Origin of the sequence: Streptomyces canus (genome assembly GCF_041435015.1) — a bacterium.
GTDB lineage: Bacteria > Actinomycetota > Actinomycetes > Streptomycetales > Streptomycetaceae > Streptomyces > Streptomyces canus_G.
This window is the reverse complement of sequence record NZ_CP107989.1, coordinates 8,193,394-8,212,388: the sequence shown is the minus strand read 5'-3', so window position 1 is coordinate 8,212,388 and position 18,995 is coordinate 8,193,394. Positions and strand designations below refer to the sequence as shown.

16 protein-coding genes are annotated in these 18,995 nt (G+C 72.4%); 4 read left to right on the top strand and 12 right to left on the bottom strand.

From position 1 onward, the window contains the following. Positions 1-9 precede the first annotated feature (9 nt). Positions 10-1,194, bottom strand: a complete 1,185-nt coding sequence (mycP, locus tag OG841_RS37470; protein ID WP_365120741.1) for a type VII secretion-associated serine protease mycosin — start codon at positions 1,192-1,194, stop codon at positions 10-12. Further along, positions 1,191-3,293, bottom strand: a complete 2,103-nt coding sequence (locus OG841_RS37465) for a hypothetical protein (RefSeq protein WP_371568722.1) — start codon at positions 3,291-3,293, stop codon at positions 1,191-1,193. Before OG841_RS37465 ends, mycP begins: the two co-directional genes overlap by 4 nt. A gap of 270 nt (positions 3,294-3,563) precedes the next feature. On the opposite strand from OG841_RS37465, the gene OG841_RS37460 reads away from it, so the two are divergent. Further along, a complete protein-coding gene (locus tag OG841_RS37460; RefSeq protein WP_365120739.1) occupies positions 3,564-4,766 on the top strand; it encodes an amino acid deaminase/aldolase in 1,203 nt (400 codons plus the stop codon). Between the two features lies 1 nt (position 4,767). Here OG841_RS37460 and OG841_RS37455 read toward each other — a convergent pair whose 3' ends face one another. The 4 genes from OG841_RS37455 to OG841_RS37440 are packed head-to-tail and all read right to left on the bottom strand — an operon-like array spanning position 4,768 to position 9,070. Then, a complete protein-coding gene (locus OG841_RS37455; RefSeq protein WP_328637320.1) occupies positions 4,768-5,517 on the bottom strand; it encodes a DUF2510 domain-containing protein in 750 nt (249 codons plus the stop codon). Positions 5,518-5,538: 21 nt separating this feature from the next. Beyond that, a complete protein-coding gene (locus OG841_RS37450) occupies positions 5,539-6,321 on the bottom strand; it encodes a 3-oxoacyl-ACP reductase (protein WP_371568720.1) in 783 nt (260 codons plus the stop codon). Continuing rightward, entirely contained in the window at positions 6,318-7,700 is a 1,383-nt protein-coding gene (locus tag OG841_RS37445; RefSeq protein WP_328637322.1) for an aldehyde dehydrogenase family protein, read from the bottom strand. The genes OG841_RS37450 and OG841_RS37445 overlap by 4 nt, the downstream gene beginning before the upstream one ends. 11 nt (positions 7,701-7,711) lie before the next feature. After that, positions 7,712-9,070 (bottom strand): glutamine synthetase family protein, encoded by a 1,359-nt coding sequence (locus OG841_RS37440; RefSeq protein WP_328637323.1) that lies wholly within the window; start codon positions 9,068-9,070, stop codon positions 7,712-7,714. A 95-nt stretch (positions 9,071-9,165) separates the two neighbouring features. Here OG841_RS37440 and OG841_RS37435 point away from each other — a divergent pair, with 95 nt between their 5' ends. Together OG841_RS37435 and OG841_RS37430 are read left to right on the top strand one after the other, a co-directional pair. Then, positions 9,166-9,903 carry a FadR/GntR family transcriptional regulator gene (locus tag OG841_RS37435; RefSeq protein ID WP_371568716.1) on the top strand — a complete coding sequence of 246 codons (738 nt, stop codon included), beginning with the start codon at positions 9,166-9,168 and terminating at the stop codon, positions 9,901-9,903. 67 nt (positions 9,904-9,970) lie between these two features. Continuing rightward, positions 9,971-10,660, top strand: a complete 690-nt coding sequence (locus OG841_RS37430) for a gamma-glutamyl-gamma-aminobutyrate hydrolase family protein (RefSeq protein WP_328637324.1) — start codon at positions 9,971-9,973, stop codon at positions 10,658-10,660. Here OG841_RS37430 and OG841_RS37425 read toward each other — a convergent pair. Together OG841_RS37425 and OG841_RS37420 are read right to left on the bottom strand one after the other, a co-directional pair. Beyond that, positions 10,647-11,609, bottom strand: a complete 963-nt coding sequence (locus tag OG841_RS37425; RefSeq protein ID WP_328637325.1) for an aminoglycoside phosphotransferase family protein — start codon at positions 11,607-11,609, stop codon at positions 10,647-10,649. The two genes, OG841_RS37430 and OG841_RS37425, sit on opposite strands and share 14 nt — an antisense overlap. Positions 11,610-11,674: 65 nt before the next feature. After that, complete coding sequence (locus tag OG841_RS37420) at positions 11,675-12,601, bottom strand: LysR family transcriptional regulator (RefSeq protein ID WP_371568711.1); 927 nt, start codon at positions 12,599-12,601, stop codon at positions 11,675-11,677. 70 nt (positions 12,602-12,671) lie between these two features. Between OG841_RS37420 and OG841_RS37415 the strand changes: the two genes are divergently transcribed. Continuing rightward, positions 12,672-13,796: a TDT family transporter gene (locus tag OG841_RS37415; RefSeq protein ID WP_371568709.1), complete on the top strand. Its 1,125-nt coding sequence runs from the start codon at positions 12,672-12,674 to the stop codon at positions 13,794-13,796. Here OG841_RS37415 and OG841_RS37410 read toward each other — a convergent pair. The 4 genes from OG841_RS37410 to OG841_RS37395 form a co-directional block, all read right to left on the bottom strand. Further along, positions 13,708-14,424: a helical backbone metal receptor gene (locus OG841_RS37410; RefSeq protein ID WP_371568706.1), complete on the bottom strand. Its 717-nt coding sequence runs from the start codon at positions 14,422-14,424 to the stop codon at positions 13,708-13,710. The two genes, OG841_RS37415 and OG841_RS37410, sit on opposite strands and share 89 nt — an antisense overlap. Then, a complete protein-coding gene (locus OG841_RS37405) occupies positions 14,421-14,990 on the bottom strand; it encodes a helix-turn-helix domain-containing protein (protein WP_365120732.1) in 570 nt (189 codons plus the stop codon). Before OG841_RS37405 ends, OG841_RS37410 begins: the two co-directional genes overlap by 4 nt. Before the next feature lie 294 nt (positions 14,991-15,284). Further along, complete coding sequence (locus OG841_RS37400) at positions 15,285-17,894, bottom strand: ABC transporter permease/substrate binding protein (protein WP_365120730.1); 2,610 nt, start codon at positions 17,892-17,894, stop codon at positions 15,285-15,287. Further along, positions 17,887-18,936 (bottom strand): quaternary amine ABC transporter ATP-binding protein, encoded by a 1,050-nt coding sequence (locus tag OG841_RS37395; protein ID WP_328637331.1) that lies wholly within the window; start codon positions 18,934-18,936, stop codon positions 17,887-17,889. Before OG841_RS37395 ends, OG841_RS37400 begins: the two co-directional genes overlap by 8 nt. Positions 18,937-18,995 lie beyond the last annotated feature (59 nt).

Here is an 18,995-nt window from a genome sequence, read left to right as displayed (position 1 = left end):
CGCCCCGCCTCAGAAGCCCTCGTGGGACCGGCGGGGGCCCCGGCGGCCGCGCCACAGGACCACTCCGGTGACCAGCAGGGCCACACCCAGACCGCCCGCGAGCGGGGCCGCCCAACTGGCCGTGTCGCTCTCCGACGTGGCGGCATCGGGGCCGGAGCCGAAGTACTTCTCGCCGTAGGACGCCGGCTGCAGGCCCTGCGGCTTCAGGCGGGCCGCGGCCTTCAGGGCTGCAGCGGGGTCGACGAAGCCGAAGCCGCGGGAGTCGTCGCGGCCGCCCGAGGGGGCGTTGCGGGCCGTGTCCTCCAGGAGCTTCTTGATCTGTGCGGGCGTCAGGCTCGGGTGGGCGGCCTTGACGAGGGCGACCGCGCCCGAGACGAACGCGGAGGCGGCGCTGGTTCCCCAGCCCTCGTAGTACTTGTGGTCGGGGTCGGCGATGACGACGTCGTCGCCGGGGGCCGCGACCGTGGCGTACCAGCGGCGGGTGGAGAAGGAGGCGCGGGTGCCGAACTTGTCGACGGCGGTGGCGGCGATGACGCCCGGGTAGGCGGCCGGGTAGGAGATGTGGTCGCCCTTCTCGCCGCCGTTGCCCGCCGAGGCGACGACGACGGCGCCCTTCTTGAGCGCGTACTGGACGGCGTCGTCCTCGCCGGCCTCGGGGTGCGCGGACGCGGAGTCGTCGCCGAGGGAGAGGTTGATGACGTCGGCGCCGTGGTCGGCGGCCCAGCGGATGCCCTCGGCCAGGGCGTTGCCGCGGGTGTTGCGGGCCCTGGAGCGGGCCGGGTCGCCGTCCTCCAGGATCACACGGACGGGGAGGATCCTGGCCTCCGGGGCGATGCCCATGACACCGTCGCCGTTGCCCACGCCGTGTCCGTGACCGGCGATGATGCCGGCCATGGCGGTGCCGTGCCGCGCCCAGGGCCGCTGCCCTCGCACGGCTCCGAATCCGATCATGTCCTTACCGGTGAGGACGTTGCCGACGAGGTCGGGGTGGTCGTTCTCGACGCCGGTGTCCAGGACCGCGACGGTGACGCCCGCGCCCTTGGTGGTCTGCCAGGCCTCCTGGGTGTGCATGGCCTCCAGGGCCCACTGTTTGGCGCGGATACCGTCGGCGTGCGCGGCGGTGGGCGGGACGAGGGCGACGGAGGCGGCGAGGAGGACGCTCAGGAGACCTGCCCGGCGGGTCGTGACGCTCATGAGGACTGCTCCGGGGGCGAGGTGACGGTCTTGCGCAGGGCGCGTTCGACACGGTCGGCCAGCCCTTGGGCCTCGTTGCCGAGACCGGCCTGGGCGGCGGGGGTGGTGTCGCCGGACTCCATGGCCTTCTCGGCGGGCTCCGGGGTGTCGACCGTACGGCCGTCCGCCCAGCCGGAGACGGCGAACGCGACCACGGGGGCGTCGGTGAGGACGGAGATCGTCCAGGAGGCCCGCTGCGCCGCGCCGAAGTCCGCGGCGAGGGTGTTCTTCGCGGCGTACGGGAGGGGCATCAGATCGGTGCGGTCGGCCAGTCCCTCGCGGGTGAAACGCGTGTCGAGGTCGCGCATGGCGGTGGCGTCGGCGTCGGTGAAGAGGAGGCCGACGGTGGTGACGTAGCTCTGGGTGGCGTCCGTGTAGGTGGCGCGCAGGAGACGTTCGCAGCCGACGGGGGCGAGGGCCTTGCGCAGCAGGGGGTCGAAGGCGTTCGTGCAGTTGCTGTCGGGGGCGACGGCGATCCGCGTCCATGTGCGGTCGGCTCCGCCGGGCCCGGCGCCCTGGCCGTCCACGGTCGGCGGGAACAGCTGGTCGACGGGCACGCTGTGCCACAGCTCACCGGCCTGGGCGAACCGGTCGCCGCCGCCTTCGTCATTGGAGTCCCCGATCAGCCAACTCCCGGTCACGGCACCGCCGATGAGCCCGAGGCCCAGTACGGCACACGCGGCCACGGCGGCGATCCGGGGAGGGATCCGCACCCCCCAGGACCGCTCCTTGTAGCCGACCTCGGGCTCCCCGAACGACACAACGGGCCGCCCGTTGCCGGGCATTCCGGCATGCGGGGGCATGGGGGCGCTCCAGGAGAGGGCGGGGTCGGGTGCGAGGGAGGTGGCCGACGATTCCGCGGGGGTCGGGGGCGTGGAGGGCCGGCCGCGAGGTACTGGAGGTGTGGAAGGCCGGCTGGTGGGCGCCGGCGGCACGGTCGGCGGGCTCGCGGGCGCCGAGGACGTGCGCCGGGCACCGGCGCCCGGCGCCTCACGCGTGGGACGCGGCGGGAATCCGGGGCGGGCGGGTGCGCCCGGACGGTGTGGATCGGCTCCGGGACGACCGGAGCCGGGGCGGGCGTCGGGCACGGGCGGTATGGCGGTGCCGCCGGAAGCCCCCCGCGACGCGGAGGGCGCGGACGCCGAGCCGGTACGCCCGTCACCATCGGCCGGCCCCGTCGGCACCGGCCGCATCCGGAAGGTCGTCTCGGCCGGGCTCTCGGCGGGGGCGTCGGCACGACGCGGGGGCACGGAGGGCCGAGTGCCGGGCCGGGGCGGCACGACACCGGACGCCGACGGCGAACCCTGCGCCGGAACCCCGGGGGTGTTCGCCTCCGGCGCCGGAGGAGTGTCCGGGAAGCGGGCCGAGGCCGGGGGCGGAGGCGGGGTGCTGCCGGGGAACGGGGTGCTCGAGTTCCGGGGGCCGGACCGGGCGCCGGTGCCGGAAGGGGCCTGGGGCCGCCCCGTGCCCGTAGGAGGGTTCGCGGGTGCGTTGCCGGTGCGGAGTGGTGCGCCCTCGGCCCCGCGGCCGTCCGACGCGGACCATGCCTCACCGTGGGGCGGTGTGGAGCCGGAGCCCGCGTCGTCGGTCGTTCGTATCGGCGGCCGACCGGTGGCACCCGTGGCCTGGGACCGCTCCCCGCCCGGCGCGTCGGTCTCCCGTCGCTTGTTCGTGTCGCCGAAGGCGCGGGGCAACGTGGCGGCGGCGTCCTGTCGGCCAGCGTCACCGGGTGTCCGGCGACCCGACGTGTCCGGACCAGCGGGCACCCGTGCGCCGCTCTCCTCGGACTCCTGCCAGTCGAACCCGCCGAAGGTCGCCCGGCCCTGCGCTCCCGGGCTTCGTCGGCTCCGCTCGCCGAACGCCTGCCAGTCGGTGTCCTCGCTCATTCGCCCGCCCGGCTCGACGATCTCCCGCCGGCCCGGCTCGACGGCTTCCCGGCGCCCCGGCTCCTCGGACGGCTCCGAACCTGGCCCGTCCTCGCCCGCCGCCGGCGGCTGGGCCGGTCTCGGCGGGGTCGTCGGGCGTGGAGGAATCGAGGCGCGGCGTGCTTCGGTGCTCATGCACCCCCCGTTTCCCTCATGTCCGGGCCGTTCGGTCGTGCGCGGGCCCTCGTCGGAGTCGCCGGCAGGAAAGACAGCCGTCCGGGCACGCATACCCGCACGGAAGGGCCGGCATCCCGGCGCGGCGGCGACGGGGGCGAACAGCCCTGCGTGCGTGCGCGTCACTCTACGGGTTGTTCCTGGGCGAACGGGAACCAGTCCACCAGGCCGGGGGCATCTGCCCGGAACGTCCCCCTACCCTGCGGTAATCCTGTCTGGCAGTCTTCGTTCATGACTGCGCGCGCCGCCGACCGGGCCCGTTACGACCGGGCCACCGCCCATCTCGACGCCCCCCTCGCGATCGTGGACCTGGACGCCTTCGACGCCAACGCGGACGATCTCGTCCGCCGGGCGGCGGGGAAACCCATCCGCGTCGCCAGCAAGTCCGTGCGGTGCCGGGCGCTGCTCGAACGCGTCCTGGCGAAGGACGGATTCGCGGGGATCATGTCCTTCACGCTCGCGGAGTCCCTGTGGCTGGCCCGGGGCGGCTTCGACGACATCCTGCTCGCCTATCCCTCGGCCGACCGCGCCGGATACGCCGAACTCGCCGCCGATCCCAAGCTCGCCGCCGCCGTGACGGTGATGGTCGACGATCCGGCGCAGCTCGCCTTCATCGACGGGGCCCGTGCGGGCGGCACCGAAGTCATCCGGGTCTGCCTGGAGTTGGACACCTCGCTGAGGCTGCTGAGCGGCAAGGTGCGGGTCGGTGCCCGGCGTTCGCCGCTGCACTCCCCCGCCCAGGTCGCCGACATGGCACGCGCGGTGGCTCGGCGCCCCGGGTTCCAGGTCGTGGGGATCATGGCCTACGAGGGGCACATCGCCGGTGTCGGGGACTCGGTGGCCGGACGGCCGTTGCGTTCCCGGGCCGTCCGGCTGATGCAGGCCACCGCCCGCCGGGAGCTCGCCGAGCGGCGCGCCGCGGTCGTGCGCGCGGTGCGGACCGTCGTGCCGGACCTGGAGTTCGTCAACGGCGGCGGCACGGGCAGTGTGCAGCACACCGCCGCCGAGGACGCCGTCACGGAGATCGGCGCCGGGTCGGGGCTGTACGTCCCGAGGCTGTTCGACAACTACACGTCCTTCAGCGGACGTCCTGCCGCGCTCTTCGCCCAGCCCGTCGTGCGCAGGCCGGGGGTCGGCGTCGTGACCGTCCTCGGTGGTGGCTACCCGGCCTCCGGCGCGGCCGGACCCGACCGGCTGCCGGTGCCGTATCTGCCGGAGGGGCTGAAGTACGACCCGCAGGAGGGGCCCGGCGAGGTGCAGACCCCGCTGCTCGGCGCACCCGCGGACGATCTGCTGCTCGGCGACAAGGTGTGGTTCCGGCACGCCAAGGCCGGTGAGCTGTGCGAGCGGTTCGAGAGGCTGCACCTGATCGAGGGGGACGCGGTGACGGCGACCGTCCCGACGTACCGCGGGGAAGGCCACACGTTCCTCTAGGTCAACGGCGGACCGACCGGATCCCGTCGGTGATCCGGTCCATGTCGGCCAGGGGCGGACCCTCAGGACCCGCGTCGAAGGCGAAGCGGACGACGACGGCGTCCTGAGGTCCGCCGGGGGCGGGAGCGAAGACCAGAGACTGGACGTAACCCTCGGATCCCTGGGCCGCCTTCACCCGCCAGCGCACCAGGTAACCGGTGCATCCGGCGACGGCGACGCGCTCCGATCCGACGACCCGGTGGCTGCGGATGCCGGCGTAGGAACTGCGGGCGGCCTGCGGTATGTCCTTCCTCGCGAGGGACGCCGGGGACGCCCCGGGGTTGGCGGGCAGGGTGTGCGTGAAGACCTTGCCGCCGTCGGTGGTCATCACGACGTTGTCGCGGGTGACGTACTTCGCCGGGGCCCAGCCGTCGGGCAACGGCAGGCTGATGCCGTCGAGTTCGTCGTCCAGGCGGGACGGGGCCGTGGAGGGCGGGGGCGTCGCGACCGTCGGTGCCGTGTCCGCCACGACGTCGTCCCCGTCGCCCCGGGCGAGGGCGAACGCCCCGCTGACGATCGCGGCGAGGAGGACGACTCCCGAGGTCGTCAGGGCTACGGCCTTCGCGCGCCCCGAGGCCCCGCCGACCGGCCGTGGCGGGCCGGGGCCCTCCGCGGCGCGCCGGTGGTCCGTCCAGGCCGTCCCGTCCCACCAGCGCTCCAGATGCGGAGCGTTGGGGTCCGGGTACCAGCCGGGCGGGAGCGTCCTGCTCATGGGGGCACTGTAGGACGAGACCTACAGCGGTGTGACGTACGCCCCCGAGATGCCGCCGTCCACGAGGAAGTCGCTGGCGTTGACGAAGGAGGAATCGTCGCTGGCCAGGAAGGCGACGGCGGCGGCGATCTCGTCCGCCTCGGCGAACCGGCCGACCGGAATGTGCACGAGCCGGCGCGCGGCCCGCTCGGGGTCCTTGGCGAACAGCTCCTGGAGCAGCGGGGTGTTGACCGGGCCCGGGCAGAGGGCGTTCACGCGGATGCCCTCCCGCGCGAACTGCACGCCCAGTTCGCGGGACATGGCGAGCACGCCGCCCTTGGAGGCGGTGTACGAGATCTGCGAGGTGGCCGCGCCCATCCGGGCCACGAAGGACGCCGTGTTGATGATGGAGCCCTTGCCCTGGCGCCGCATGTAGGGGATCGCTGCCTTGCAGCACAGGTAGACGGAGGTCAGGTTGACCTCCTGGACGCGCTTCCAGGCCTCGAGACCGGTCTCCAGGATGGAGTCGTCGTCGGGCGGGGAGATGCCCGCGTTGTTGAAGGCGATGTCGACGCTTCCGTAGGTGTCGTACGCCGTCTTGAACAGGGCCTCGACCTGCTCCTGGTCGGTCACGTCGACCTTGACGAAGAGCCCGCCGACCTCGTCGGCGGCGGCCTTGCCGCGGGTCTCGTCGACGTCGGCGCAGACGACGCGGGCGCCCTCGGAGGCGAGCCGGCGGGCGGTGGCGAGACCGATGCCGCTGCCGGCTCCGGTGATGACGGCGGTGCGGCCGACGAGACGACGGCACACGATCTGATCGGTCACTGTGCGGGGCCCTCCGTGCTGATGAAGACGTTCTTGGTTTCGGTGAAGGCGGTCAGGGCGTCCGGGCCGAGCTCGCGGCCGAGTCCGGACTGCTTGTAACCGCCGAAGGGGGTCCAGTAGCGGACGCTGGAGTGGGAGTTGACGGACAGGTTGCCCGCCTTGACCGCCCGGGAGACGCGCAGGGCGCGGCCCAGGTCGCGGGTCCAGAGGGAACCGGAGAGGCCGTACGGGGTGTCGTTGGCGAGCCGGATCGCGTCCTCCTCGTCGGTGAAGGGCAGCAGGACGGCGACCGGTCCGAAGATCTCCTCGCGGGCGGCCTCGGAGTCGGGCGCCTCGCCGGTGAGGACGGTCGGCGCGAACCAGAAGCCTGGCCCGTCGGGCGCGCTGCCGCGCAGGCCGGGGGCGCTTTCCGGCACCAACGCCCGTACGCGGTCGCGTTGCTGACGGGAGATCAGCGGGCCCATCTGGGTCTTCTCGTCGGCGGGGTCGCCCACGACCACGGCGTTCACCGCGTCGGCGAGCAGTTCGCGGACCTCGTCGTAGACCGACTCCTGGACCAGGATCCGGGTGCGGGCGCAGCAGTCCTGGCCGGAGTTGTCGAGGAAGGAGAAGGGGTCGACGGCCGTGCGCAGGTCCGCGTCCGCGAAGACGATGTTGGGGCTCTTGCCGCCGAGTTCGAGGGTGACCGGCTTGACCTGGCGGGCGCAGCGCTCCATGACGGCACGGCCGGTGGCGGTGGAGCCGGTGAACACGATCTTCGCGACGCCGGGGTGCTCGACGAGGGCGGTGCCGGCGACCGGGCCGTGGCCCGGCAGCACCTGGAACAGACCGTCCGGGAGCCCCGCCTCCAGGGCGAGTTCGGCGAGCCGCAGGGCGGTGAGCGGGGTCGTCTCGGCGGGCTTGAGGACGACGGCGTTGCCGGCGGCGAGCGCGGGGGCCGTACCCCAGGCCGCGATGGGCATCGGGAAGTTCCAGGGCGCGATGACCCCGACGACCCCGAGCGGTTCGAGGATCGTGACGTCGAGTCCGCCGGGGACCGGGATCTGGCGGCCGTTCAGCCGCTCCACCCCCCCGGCCGCATAGGCCAGCAGATCACGGACGTTGCCCGCCTCCCAGCGGGCGTTGCCGAGGAGGTGACCGGCCTCGCGGACCTCCAACCGGGCCAGTTCCTCGACGTGTTGGTCGACGACGTCGGCGAACCGGCGCAGCAGCCGGGCCCGGTCGGCGGGCGCGAGCGCGGCCCACTTCGCCTGCGCCTTGGCAGCCCTGGTGACGGCCGCGTCCACGTCGGCCGCGGTGGCGGCGGGGACGGTGGCGACGACCTCCTCGGTGGCCGGGTTGAGGACGGTCAGCTCATGCTCGAAAGACGACGGGGACAACGAAGTACCTCTCACAGACGTTCGAAGGAGCGGCGCAGCTCCCAGTCGGTGACCGCCGCGTCGAAGGCTTCGAGCTCGACGCGGGCCATGTTGCGGTAGTGCGCGACGACCTCGTCGCCGAAGGCGGCCTTGGCGATCGGGCTGTTCTCCCAGAGCTCGGCGGCCTCGCGCAGGGTGGTGGGGACGTGCGCGTACTCGGCGGTGTAGGCGTTGCCGGCACAGGCCTCGGGCAGCTCCAGCTTCTGCTCGATGCCGTACAGCCCCGCCGCGACCAGCCCGGCGACCGCGAGGTACGGGTTGACGTCACCGCCGGGCAGCCGGTTCTCGAAGCGCAGGGACCGGCCGTGGCCCACGACTCGCAGGGCGCAGGTGCGGTTGTCGTGGCCCCACGCCACCGCCGTGGGGGCGAAGGAGCCCGGCTGGAACCGCTTGTAGGAGTTGATGTTGGGGGCGTAGAGGAGCGAGAAGTCCCTGAGGGCCGCCAGCTGCCCCGCGAGGAAGTACCGCATCACGTCCGACATCCCGTCCGGACCGGCCATCGCGTTGTTGCCGGCGGCGTCGGCGAGCGAGAGGTGGATGTGGCAGGAGTTGCCCTCGCGCTCGTTGTACTTGGCCATGAAGGTGAGCGACACGCCCTCCTGGGCGGCGATCTCCTTGGCACCGGTCTTGTAGATCGCGTGCTGGTCGCAGGTGACCACGGCCTCGTCGTAGCGGAAGGCGATCTCGTGCTGGCCGGGGTTGCACTCGCCCTTGGCGGACTCGACGGTGAGCCCGGCGGCCGCCATCTCGTTGCGGATACGGCGGAGCAGGGGCTCGATGCGGCCCGTGCCCAGCACCGAGTAGTCGATGTTGTACTGGTTCGCCGGGGTCAGCCCCCGGTAGTTCGCGTCCCAGGCCTGCTCGTAGGTGTCCTTGAAGACGATGAACTCCAGCTCGGTGCCGACCTGGGCGGTGTAGCCGAGCTCGGCGAGCCGCTCCAGCTGGCGGCGCAGGATCTGGCGGGGCGCGGCGACGACCGGGGAACCGTCCTCCCAGGCGAGATCGGCGACCAGCAGGGCCGTACCGGCGTTCCACGGCACCCGGCGCAGGGTGCTCAGATCGGGGCGCATGGCGAAGTCGCCGTACCCCCGGTCCCAGGACGACATCGCGTAGCCGGCGACAGTGTTCATCTCGGTGTCGACGGCGAGGAGGTAGTTGCAGCCCTCGGTGCCGTGGTGGAGTACCTCGTCGAGGAAGAAGCGGGCGGCGAACCGCTTGCCCTGGAGCCGGCCCTGCATGTCGGGGAAGGCCAGGACGACGGTGTCGATCTCACCGCTCGCGACGAGGGCATGCAGCTCCTCGACGCCGAGCGGGGGTGTGCGGTCTGCCACGGGAGAGCTCCTTCGGCTGCTGCGCGTTTTTCCGACCGGGCCGGGAGCCATAAGGTATTGCTCTGAACCATTGCTTGGGAAGGGGGCTCGGCCATATGTCGGTGGACGCTGACGGCGGCCCGGACGACCGGTTGACGCCGGTGCTGCGGCCGGTCAGGGCGGGCAACGGCTTCGAGGAGGCACTGGAGCAGATCCTCCAGGTCGTGCGGCTCGGCCTGGTACCGGGGGGCGGGCGGCTGCCGGCCGAGCGGGAGCTCGCGGAGCGGCTCGGGATCAGCCGGGTGACACTGCGCGAGGTGCTGAAGGTGCTCCAGGACCAGGGGCTGGTGGAGTCGCGGCGCGGGCGCTACGGCGGCACGTTCGTCCTGCCCCGGGCGCAGGACGCGGTCGGCGAGGAGGAACTGCGGCGCCGGATCGCCGAGGCGGACATCGAGGACGTGCTGCGCTTCCGGGAGGTCCTGGAGGTGGGCGCGGCGGGACTGTGCGCGACGCACGGCCTCACCGACCAGCAGGCGCAGCGGCTGCGCGAGGCCCTGGCGGCCACCCAGGAGGCTCCGCTGGCGGACTACCGGCGTCTGGACACGCTGCTGCACCTCACGCTGGCGGAGCTGTGCGGCTCACCCACGCTGACCGCCCAGTACGCGGCGGTGCGGGCCTCGGTGAACGACCTCCTGGACTACATCCCGCTCCTGGTCCGCAACCTGGAGCACTCCCAGCGGCAGCACGCGGCGCTGGTCGAGGCGGTGCTGGACGGGGACGCCGACGGGGCCCGGGAGATGATGCGGGAGCACTGCGCGGGGACGGCGGCGCTGCTGCGCGGTTTCCTGGCGTGACCTTGATTCTTGACACCGTCAGGCGCAAAGGTATGGGCGTGGGCCATTGCAAGCCTGGGAGGGCCGTGTGACCGTACGACCGCTGATCGGTGTCAGCACGTATCTGGAGGCCGGCGCGCGCTGGGGCGTCTGGGAGCTGGAGGCGGCACTGCTGCCGGCAGGGTATCCGCGACTCGTCCAACACGCGGGTGGTCTCGCCGCGATGCTCCCGCCGGACGCCCCGGAGCACGCGGCCGCGGCGGTGGCCCGCCTCGACGGTCTGGTCGTCGCGGGCGGCCCGGACGTCGAGCCCGTCCGATACGGCGCCGCCCCGGACCCCCGCACGGGCCCGCCCGCTCGCGCCCGGGACACCTGGGAGCTGGCCCTGATTCAGGCGGCGCTGGCGGCCGGCGTCCCCCTCCTGGGCATCTGCCGCGGCATGCAACTGCTGAACGTCGCTCTCGGCGGCACACTCGTCCAGCACATCGACGGCCACGCGGAGGTGCCGGGAGTCTTCGGCCACCACCCGGTCAAGCCCGTACCGGGCACGGTGTACGGCGACCTCGCCCCGGAGGAGACCTCCGTACCGACCTACCACCACCAGGCGGTGGACCGCCTCGGGGAAGGCCTCCTGGCGTCGGCGCACGCCCCGGACGGCACGGTGGAGGCCGTCGAACTCCCCGGCCCGCCCTGGGTGCTGGGTGTGCAGTGGCATCCGGAGATGGGCACGGACCTGCGGGTGATGCGGGGGCTGGTGGCGGCCGCTAGCGCCCGGTGAGCCGCCGCCGGAGCCAGGCCAGCGCCGTGTCGCCCTGGGCCCGCTGGAAGGCCCGGACGGTGGGAATGCCGGGCGGCGCGGGCAGCAGGGAGTGGTACAGGAAGTAGCCGGTCACGGCCGCGAGGGCGGTGGTGACGGCGTCCGGGTCGGCGGCCGCGCCCAGCGGATGTGCCGTGAACAGCTCCTCCGGGTCCGGGCCGCCCTGGGCGCGGACGCACGGCAGCATCACCAGCAGGTCGAACCAGGCCGTGGCACGCAGGGCGTGCGGCCAGTCGACGAACACGGTACGGCCGGCGTCGGTGAGCAGGATGTTGTCCGCCCGCAGGTCCCCGTGAGCGAGGGTGTCGCCGGTGACGGCCTCGGGCCAGGGAGCGGCGAGTTCGGCGAGCCGGGGCAGATGGGTGGCGGTCCAGGGGCCTAGGCGTTCCGCGAGGTCCTCGTGCTCACCGTCCAGGAGTCGCTGCCAGCCGCCGAAGGTGCGGGCGAGGGCCGTGGCGGCGGGCGGCGCGTCGAGCGGGGACGGGGTGAGGGTGCGGCTCAGTTCCGCCACCGCGTCCAGGACGCGTGCCAACTCGGCGTTCTGCCACGGGATGCGGGGCTGGCGGCCGGGGACGTCCTCGTACACGAGGGCCACCCAGGTGCCGTCGTCGTAGGTGCCGAGCAGACGGGGCGCCGGGACCGCGGCGGGCAGCGCGGCGGCGTTCCGTGCCTCGGTGCGGTGCAGTTCCGGGCTGTCGGGGTTGGTGTCGCCGCTGACGGCCTTGACGAAGGCCCGGCGGCCGGTGGCGGAGCGGACGCGGGTGGCGGCGCCCGGGGAGAATCCGCCGGGTTGGGTGGTGGCATGCGTGACCCGTCCGCCGAGCACGTCCGCGACGGCATCGCGTACGGCCTCGGGGAGGTCCTCCCAGGGGGTGCGGACGCCCGTTGCGGGCGGGGCGGTGGCGGTCATGCGGTTCATGGTGCGGGTCCGCTGTGCCGGCTCGCCAAGGGTTTTCGCCCCCGCGAGGAACCGTCCTACGCCCGCGTCAGCGACAGCAGGTCCCTCGCCGGGCCCACCGGTCGGTGGCCCGTGGGCCACACCGCCCGCAGGTCGCGTGCCAGGGACACTCCCTCCACCGGCACCCGCACCAGGCGGCGCATCGCCAGTTCCTCCCCCACCGCGAGCTCGCTCAGGACCGCCGGACCCGCCCCGCTCACCACCGCCGCCTTCACCGCCGTGGTGGAGGAGAGTTCGATCAGCGGGCGGGCCAGGCCGCCCAGGGCCGCGTCCAGCACCTGCCGTGTGCCCGAGCCCTTCTCGCGGAGGATCAGCGGTGTCGTGGCCAGTTCGGTGGCGGCCAGAGGACGTCGGCGGCGGGCCCACGCGTGTCCCGGGGCGGTCACCACGATGAGGTGGTCGTGGGCTATCACCACCGAGTCGAGGCCGGGAGGGATCGTCAGCCCCTCCACGAAGCCCAGGTCCGCCTCGTCCGACAGCAACCGCTCGGCCACCGTCGCCGAGTTCCCCGCGTGCAGGGACACCGCCGTGTCCGGCCGCCCGGCACGCAGCGCCAGCAGCCACCCCGGCAGCAGGTACTCCGCGATCGTCATGCTCGCCGCCACCCGCAGCCGGGAGTCGCGCCGGACCCGCAGCGCCTGCGCCCCCGCGTCGAAGGCCTCCGCCGCCGCCACGATCCGCCGCGCCCAGTCCGTCACCAGCGCCCCGGCGTCCGTGAGCCGGGAGCCGCGGGGCGAGCGGTCGACCAGGGCCACTCCCAACTGCCGTTCCATCGAGCGGATCCGGCTGCTCGCCGCCGGCTGGGTGATGCCGACCTCCCGCGCCGCCCCGCCGAGGCTCCCGAGCCGCGCCACGGCCAGCAGCAGCTCCAGCGCCCCGAGATCCGGCACCCGGTGGGCCAGGCCGCCGCCCACCGCCGCTCCTTGCTGATCCACACCGCTCATAAAGACAGCTTATGCCCTCATAGAGCCATACTCCCTGGTCGCGACCCGTCCCGCACGACACCGTGGAGGCATGGTCACCGCCGTCCGTCACCTCGGGCCGAACTGGTACGCCTCTGTCATGGGCACCGCGATCGTCGCTACCGCCGGCATCGCGCTCCCCGTGCACCTCCCCGGCCTGCGCACGATCTGCGCGGCCGTCTGGCTCCTGTCCCTCGCCGTGCTGCTCATCCTTCTCTGCGCCCGCGCCCTGCACTGGCGCCACCACCGCGACCAGGCCCGCGCCCACCTCCTCGATGCCGCCATGGCCCCCTTCTACGGCTGCCTCGCCATGGCCCTGCTGGCCGTCGGCGGCGGTGCCCTCACCGTCGGCCGGTACTGGATCGGGACGCCGGCTGCGGTCGCCCTCGACGCCGTGCTGTTCACCTCGGGTACGGCCGTGGGACTCGCCGCCGCGATCACCGTGCCGTACCTCATGGCCGTACGGCAGAAGGCCGACCCGCGGCAGGCCACACCCGTGTGGCTGCTCCCCCTCGTCGCGCCGATGGTGTCCGCCGCGCTCGGGCCGCTTCTCGTGCCGCATCTCCCGGCCGGTCAGCCGCGCGAGACCCTGCTCCTCGCGTGCTTCGCGATGTTCGGGCTCAGCCTTCTCGCGACCCTGGCCATGCTGCCGCTCGTCTTCGCCCGGATCGTCACCGGCGGGCCGCTCCCCCTCGCCCTCACCCCGACCCTCTTCCTGGTCCTCGGCCCGCTCGGCCAGTCCACCACCGCCGTCGGCAAGTTCGCGGACGTGGCCCCCGGTGTCGTGGCGGCCCCCTACAGCCAGGGCTTCGGCGTCCTCGCGGTGCTGTACGGCGTTCCGGTCATGGGGTTCGCGCTGCTGTGGCTGGGGCTCGCCACCGCGCACGTCGTCCGTGCGGGCCGGCACGGGATGCGGTTCGCGATGACCTGGTGGGCCTTCACCTTCCCGGTCGGCACCTGTGTCACGGGGGCCGAGGCGCTGGCCCGGCACACGGGACTCGTCGTCTACGACTGGCTGGCCACAGGTCTCTTCCTCGCTCTCGTCGCCGCCTGGGCCACCGCCGCCCTGCACACCGCGCGCGGGGTCGTCAGCGGCGCGCTGCTCGCAGGGCCTCGCCCAGCGCACGTGGCGCCTCTGCCAGTGAGGGTCCGTACCACGTCAGGTGCCGTCCGCTGACGAGGGCGCAGGGCAGGCCGGGGAAGGCCTCCGGGCCGTCCTCGGGGGTGAAGCGGTACGGCTCGTCGGGGAGGACGACCACATCCGGTGCCGCCGCCCGCAGCTCCTCCAGCGGGATGCGTGGATAGCGGTCCTCGTGGCCGGCGTACACGTGGTCCACGCCCAGGCGGGACAGCACATCGCCCGCGAACGTGTCCCGGCCCAGCACCATCCAGGGCCGCCGCCAGATCGGTACGACGGCCGTCCTGCGGCGCGCGAGGGGCGCGAGCGCCGACCAGGACTCCTCGGCCTCGTCCAGCCAGCGCGGCCGTACGACGCCACACGCCTGGACGACCCGGGCCAGCTCCTGGAAGGCCTGCGGGACGTCCCGGACCTCGGTGACCAGGACCTCCAGGCCCGCCTCCCGCAGAGCGGCAACATCGGGCTCCCGGTTCTCCTCCTCGTTCGCGACCACCAGGTCGGGCGCGAGGGCGGTGATCCGGTCGAGCTTCGGGTTCTTGGTGCCGCCGACGCGGGTGACGTCGAGGCCCGCCGGATGGGTGCACCAGTCGGTGGCGCCGACCAGGGCGCCCGGTGCGGAGCGGGCGATCGCCTCGGTCAGCGAGGGGACCAGGGAGACGACTCTCACTGCCGGGGCCGGTCCCGGACCGCCTCGATGTGTTCGGCCACGGCGACGACGACCACGCGGGTGTCCGCCACGGTCGCCCGCCAGCGGTGCCGCACCCCTCCGGTGAGGTACAGGGTGTCACCGCGGCCCAGCCGGTAGGCGCGCCCCTCCGCCTCGACGTCCACCGCGCCGTCGGCGACATACATCAACTGGTCGTTGCGGTACTGGAATTCACGGCCCGCGTCATGGTCGCCGGTGAACTCCTGGGCGTGCATCTGGTGGTGACCGCGCACCAGGGAACGCATCCGGGGTGCGAAGTCCGGCTCCGGGCCCTCGGCGTGCACGACGTCGACGCTGCACGCCGGGTCGGCGGCGGCGAGGAGTTCGACGGCGGTGGTGCGCAGGGCGTCGGCGACCTTCTCCAGGGAGCTGCGGCTGGGGCGGGCGCGTTCGTTCTCGATCTGGCTCAGGAAGGGGACCGAGAGGCCGCTGCGCTCGGCCACGACGGCGAGGGTGAGCTCCAGCGCGCGGCGCCTGCGGCGCACGGCCGCGCCGACCCGAAGGGGCTGTTCTTTGTGGTCGCCCATGGCTCCGGCTCCCTCCTCCGCTCGTCGGTCCTGTGACACGTCCCCTGATGAGTTGTCTGCACCCTACGCATGTTCGGCAAACCGTTTCACGCGGCCGTCACATCGATGTCACACCGCGTGCGACCGTACCTCTCACTTCACGCCAGCCGAACGGCCCCCCGGTGGATCACCAGGGGGCCGGAAGCCGGGCGCTCACCCGTCGCCCGCTGCTCAAGTCCCCTTGTCGTCAGCGAAGTTCAGGCGATGACATAGCTCTATGTGGTTGGCCGGATCCTTACCGTGCTCCCGGAGCGGTTATGACGGTGTCATCCGCCCGACCATCCCCGGATGCTCCTTCAGCCAGGCGGCGACCGCCTGCTCCTCGTGACCCTGGCCGTACCTGTTGATCTCACTTTCCAGGGTACCGAGCTCCTTCTCGCTCATGTGGAAACCCTTGATCCACTTGGTGAGCTGCGGATACTGCGAGGGGAACTCCTCGTTGGCGATCGTGCGGATCGTGTTGCCCTCGCCGAAGAGCTTCTTGTCGTCCTTCAGCTTGGTGAGGCCGTACTGGCTGTAGGCCCAGTGCGGGGACCACAGGACGACGGCGACGGGCTGCTTCTTGGCGTAGGCGCGCTTGAGCTCGGCCAGCATCGCGGGCGTGGAGCCGTCGACGACGTCGTACTCCTTGTCGAGTCCGTAGCCGGGCAGGACCTTGTTCTTGAGGAGGTTCATCTCGCCGGTGCCCGGCTCGATGCCGATGATCTTCCCGTCGAACTGGGCGGCCTTGCCCTTCAGGTCCTCGTAGGACTTCACACCCTTGACGTACGACGGCACCGCGACCTCCAGCGAGGTCGGCTCGTACCAGGTGCCGAGGTCGGCGAGTCTGTCCTTGCTCTTGTCCCAGTAGTTCTTCTGGGCGTACGGCAGCCAGGCGTCGAAGTTGAGGTCCAGGTCTCCGGAGGCGAGGCCCGTGTAGACCGGGCCCACGTCCATCTGCTTGAGGTTGAGCTTGTAGCCGCGAGCCTCCAGGACGTTCTTCCAGAGATACGTGACGGCGATGTCCTCGTCCCAGGGGAACCAGGCCACGTTCACCGGGCGCTTCGTCTCCGCCGCCGTCTTCTGGACGGGGGCCATCTTGTCGACCAGGCCCGGGTGCTGCTTCAGCCAGGTGCGCACGGCGTCCTGCTGCTTGCCCTTGCCCGCCTTGTTGATCTCGGCCTCCAGGCTGGTGAGCTGCTTCTCGTCCAGCTTGAAGCCCTTCAGCCACTGTCCGACGACCGGGTTCTCGGCCGCGAAGCCCTTGCGGGCCACCGTGTGGATGCCGTCACCCGAGCCCCAGGCGCCCTTGGGGTCCTTGAGCTTCTTCAGGTCGTAGTCGTTGTACGCCCAGTGCGGCGACCAGAGCGTGACGACGATCGGGTCCTTCTGGGCGTACGCCCGCTTGAGCTCGGCCAGCATGGCGGGCGTGGAGCTGTCGACGACCTTGTACTCCTTGTCGAGGCCGTACGCCTTCAGGACCTTGCTCTTCAGCAGGGCCATCTCGCCGGCGCTCGACTCGATGCCGGTGATGTTCCCGCCGAACTGCGAGGCCTTGCCCTTGAGGTCGGCCAGGGAGTTGATGTCCTTCATGTACGACGGCACGCTCAGCTCGAGAGAGGTCTTGTCGTACCAGGCCCCGAGGTCGTCGAGCTTGCTGCCGTACTTCTTCCAGTACTGCTCGTGGGTCGTCGGCAGCCAGGCGCCGGTCATGAAGTCGGCGTTGCCGGAGGCGAGGGAGGTGTAGAGCGGTCCGGCGTCGAACTGCTTGGCGTCCACCTGGTAGCCGCGTTCCTCCAGGATCTCCTTCCAGAGGAAGGTGGAGGCGACGCCGTCGTCCCAGGGGACGTAGCCGATGCTGATCTTCTTGCCCTGGCCGACGTCCTTGCCGCCGGAGACGGCCGTGGCCTCGCCCGAGGCGCCGCCGAAGATCCCCATGCCGCCCGCGACGAGGGCGAGGACGACGACGCCGATCACGGCGATCTGGGGGCTGGGACGGTAGGACCAGATCTTCAGCCCGCCTTGGGACGCGCGCGCCTTGGCGGCGGCGCGCCGGCCCAGCGGGGAGACCTGGGTGCCGAGCGCGCTGGTCATGCGGTCGAGGTAGATCGCGAGGATCACGATGGCGACACCGGCCTCGGAGCCGAGGCCCACGTTGAGCTGGCCGATCGCCTCGTTGACGTCGCCGCCGAGGCCGCCGGTGCCGACCATGCCGGCGATCGCGGCCATCGACAGGCCGAGCATGATGACCTGGTTGACGCCCGCCATCACGGTGGGCAGCGCCAGGGGTAGCTGCACGCGCAGGAGGGTGTCGCGAGGGGTGGTGCCGAACGCCTCGGCGGCCTCGACGAGCTCCTTGTCGACCTGGCGGATGCCGAGCTCGGTCATCCGGACACCGGGGGCGAGCGCGAAGATCAGGGTGGCGACGATGCCCGCGGAGGCGCCGGTGCCGAAGAACAGGATCGCCGGGATGAGGTAGATCATCGCGGGCAGCGTCTGCATGAAGTCCAGGACGGGGCGGACGACTCCGCTGACCCGGTTCGAGCGGGCCGCCCAGATGCCCACCGGGACGGCTATCACCAGCGCGATGATCGTGGCGACGAGGACCAGCGAGAGGGTCGTCATCGCGTCCTCCCACAGTTCGAGGGAGTCGATGAAGGCGAATCCCGCGAAGGTGAGGAGGCCGGCCAGGGTGCCGCGCAGCCAGAAGGCGATCACGGCGAAGATGCCCGCGAGCAGGAGGGGCTGGGGCGCCTGGAGGACGGCGTCGATGCCGTCGTAGGTGCCGGTGAAGACGGTCTTGAGGAAGTCGAAGAGCCAGGACACGTGGTCGAGCAGCCAGTCGACGGTGTCGTTGACCCAGTCGCCGAGCGGGATCCTAGGCATGGGCCACCTCCGCGTCGCCGAGGAAGCCGAGCAGTCGCTGCTGCGGGATCACGCCGACGAGTGTGCGGTGCTCGTCGAGGACGGCCACCGGATGTGTCGACCGGGCGCTCATCGCGCAGAGCTCGGTGAACGGCGTGTCGGGCGTCGCGGTCTCACAGTCGCTCGCGCAGCCGCAGTCGGCCTCGTCGCCGCGCACGTCCGTGTCCATGACGGCGGACGCGGTCAGGACGCGGGAGCGGTCGACGTCCTTGGTGAAGGAGGCGACGTAGTCGTCGGCGGGCCGCACGAGGATGTCCTCCGCGCTGCCGATCTGGACGATCCGGCCGTCGCGCATGACGGCGATCCGGTCGCCCAGCCGCATGGCCTCGTTGAGATCGTGGGTGATGAAGACGATCGTCTTCTTCAGGGTCTGCTGGAGCTGCAGGAGCTGGTCCTGCATGTCCCGGCGGATCAGCGGGTCGAGCGCGCTGAAGGACTCGTCCATGAGGAGCAGGTCGGCGTCGGTGGCGAGGGCACGGGCCAGGCCCACGCGCTGCTGCATGCCGCCGGACAGCTCGTCGGGCCAGGACTTCTCCCAGCCCTTGAGACCGCACAGCTCCAGGGCCTCGGTGGCCCGCTCGACGCGCTCGGCCTTGGCGACGCCCTGGACGGCGAGGCCGTAGGCGGCGTTCTCCAGGACGCTGCGGTGCGGGAAGAGCGCGAAGTGCTGGAAGACCATGCTGATCTTCTTCGCGCGTACGGCGCGCAGCTCGCGGTCGGTGAGCGCGGTGAGGTCCTGGCCGTCGAAGCGGACATGGCCCGCGGTTGGCTCCAGGAGGCCGTTGAGCATGCGCAGCAGCGTGGACTTGCCGGAGCCTGACAGACCCATGACGACGAAGATCTGGCCCGGTTCCACGGTGAAGGAGGCGTCGATCACCGCGGCGGTGGTGCCCTCGGCGCGCAGTCCCTCCCGGTCGGCGCCCTCGCGGAGCCGCTCGACGGCCTCGCCCGGCCGTCTTCCGAACACCTTGTACAGCTGCTCTGCCTCAAGCCTTGATGACACGCGTGCCTCTCGTCTCTTCGACCACTGGGGGGAGACGAAGGGCCGCGACAGTTGAAGGT

Bases quoted from the DNA above. Each gene is read 5' to 3' on its own strand.
- mycP (WP_365120741.1), bottom strand. From the start codon at position 1,194: ATGAGCGTCACGACCCGCCGGGCAGGTCTCCTGAGCGTCCTCCTCGCC.
- OG841_RS37465 (WP_371568722.1), bottom strand. From the start codon at position 3,293: ATGAGCACCGAAGCACGCCGCGCCTCGATTCCTCCACGCCCGACGACC.
- OG841_RS37460 (WP_365120739.1), top strand. From the start codon at position 3,564: ATGACTGCGCGCGCCGCCGACCGGGCCCGTTACGACCGGGCCACCGCC.
- OG841_RS37455 (WP_328637320.1), bottom strand. From the start codon at position 5,517: ATGAGCAGGACGCTCCCGCCCGGCTGGTACCCGGACCCCAACGCTCCG.
- OG841_RS37435 (WP_371568716.1), top strand. From the start codon at position 9,166: ATGTCGGTGGACGCTGACGGCGGCCCGGACGACCGGTTGACGCCGGTG.
- OG841_RS37425 (WP_328637325.1), bottom strand. From the start codon at position 11,609: ATGACCGCCACCGCCCCGCCCGCAACGGGCGTCCGCACCCCCTGGGAG.
- OG841_RS37420 (WP_371568711.1), bottom strand. From the start codon at position 12,601: ATGAGCGGTGTGGATCAGCAAGGAGCGGCGGTGGGCGGCGGCCTGGCC.
- OG841_RS37415 (WP_371568709.1), top strand. From the start codon at position 12,672: ATGGTCACCGCCGTCCGTCACCTCGGGCCGAACTGGTACGCCTCTGTC.
- OG841_RS37405 (WP_365120732.1), bottom strand. From the start codon at position 14,990: ATGGGCGACCACAAAGAACAGCCCCTTCGGGTCGGCGCGGCCGTGCGC.
- OG841_RS37400 (WP_365120730.1), bottom strand. From the start codon at position 17,894: ATGCCTAGGATCCCGCTCGGCGACTGGGTCAACGACACCGTCGACTGG.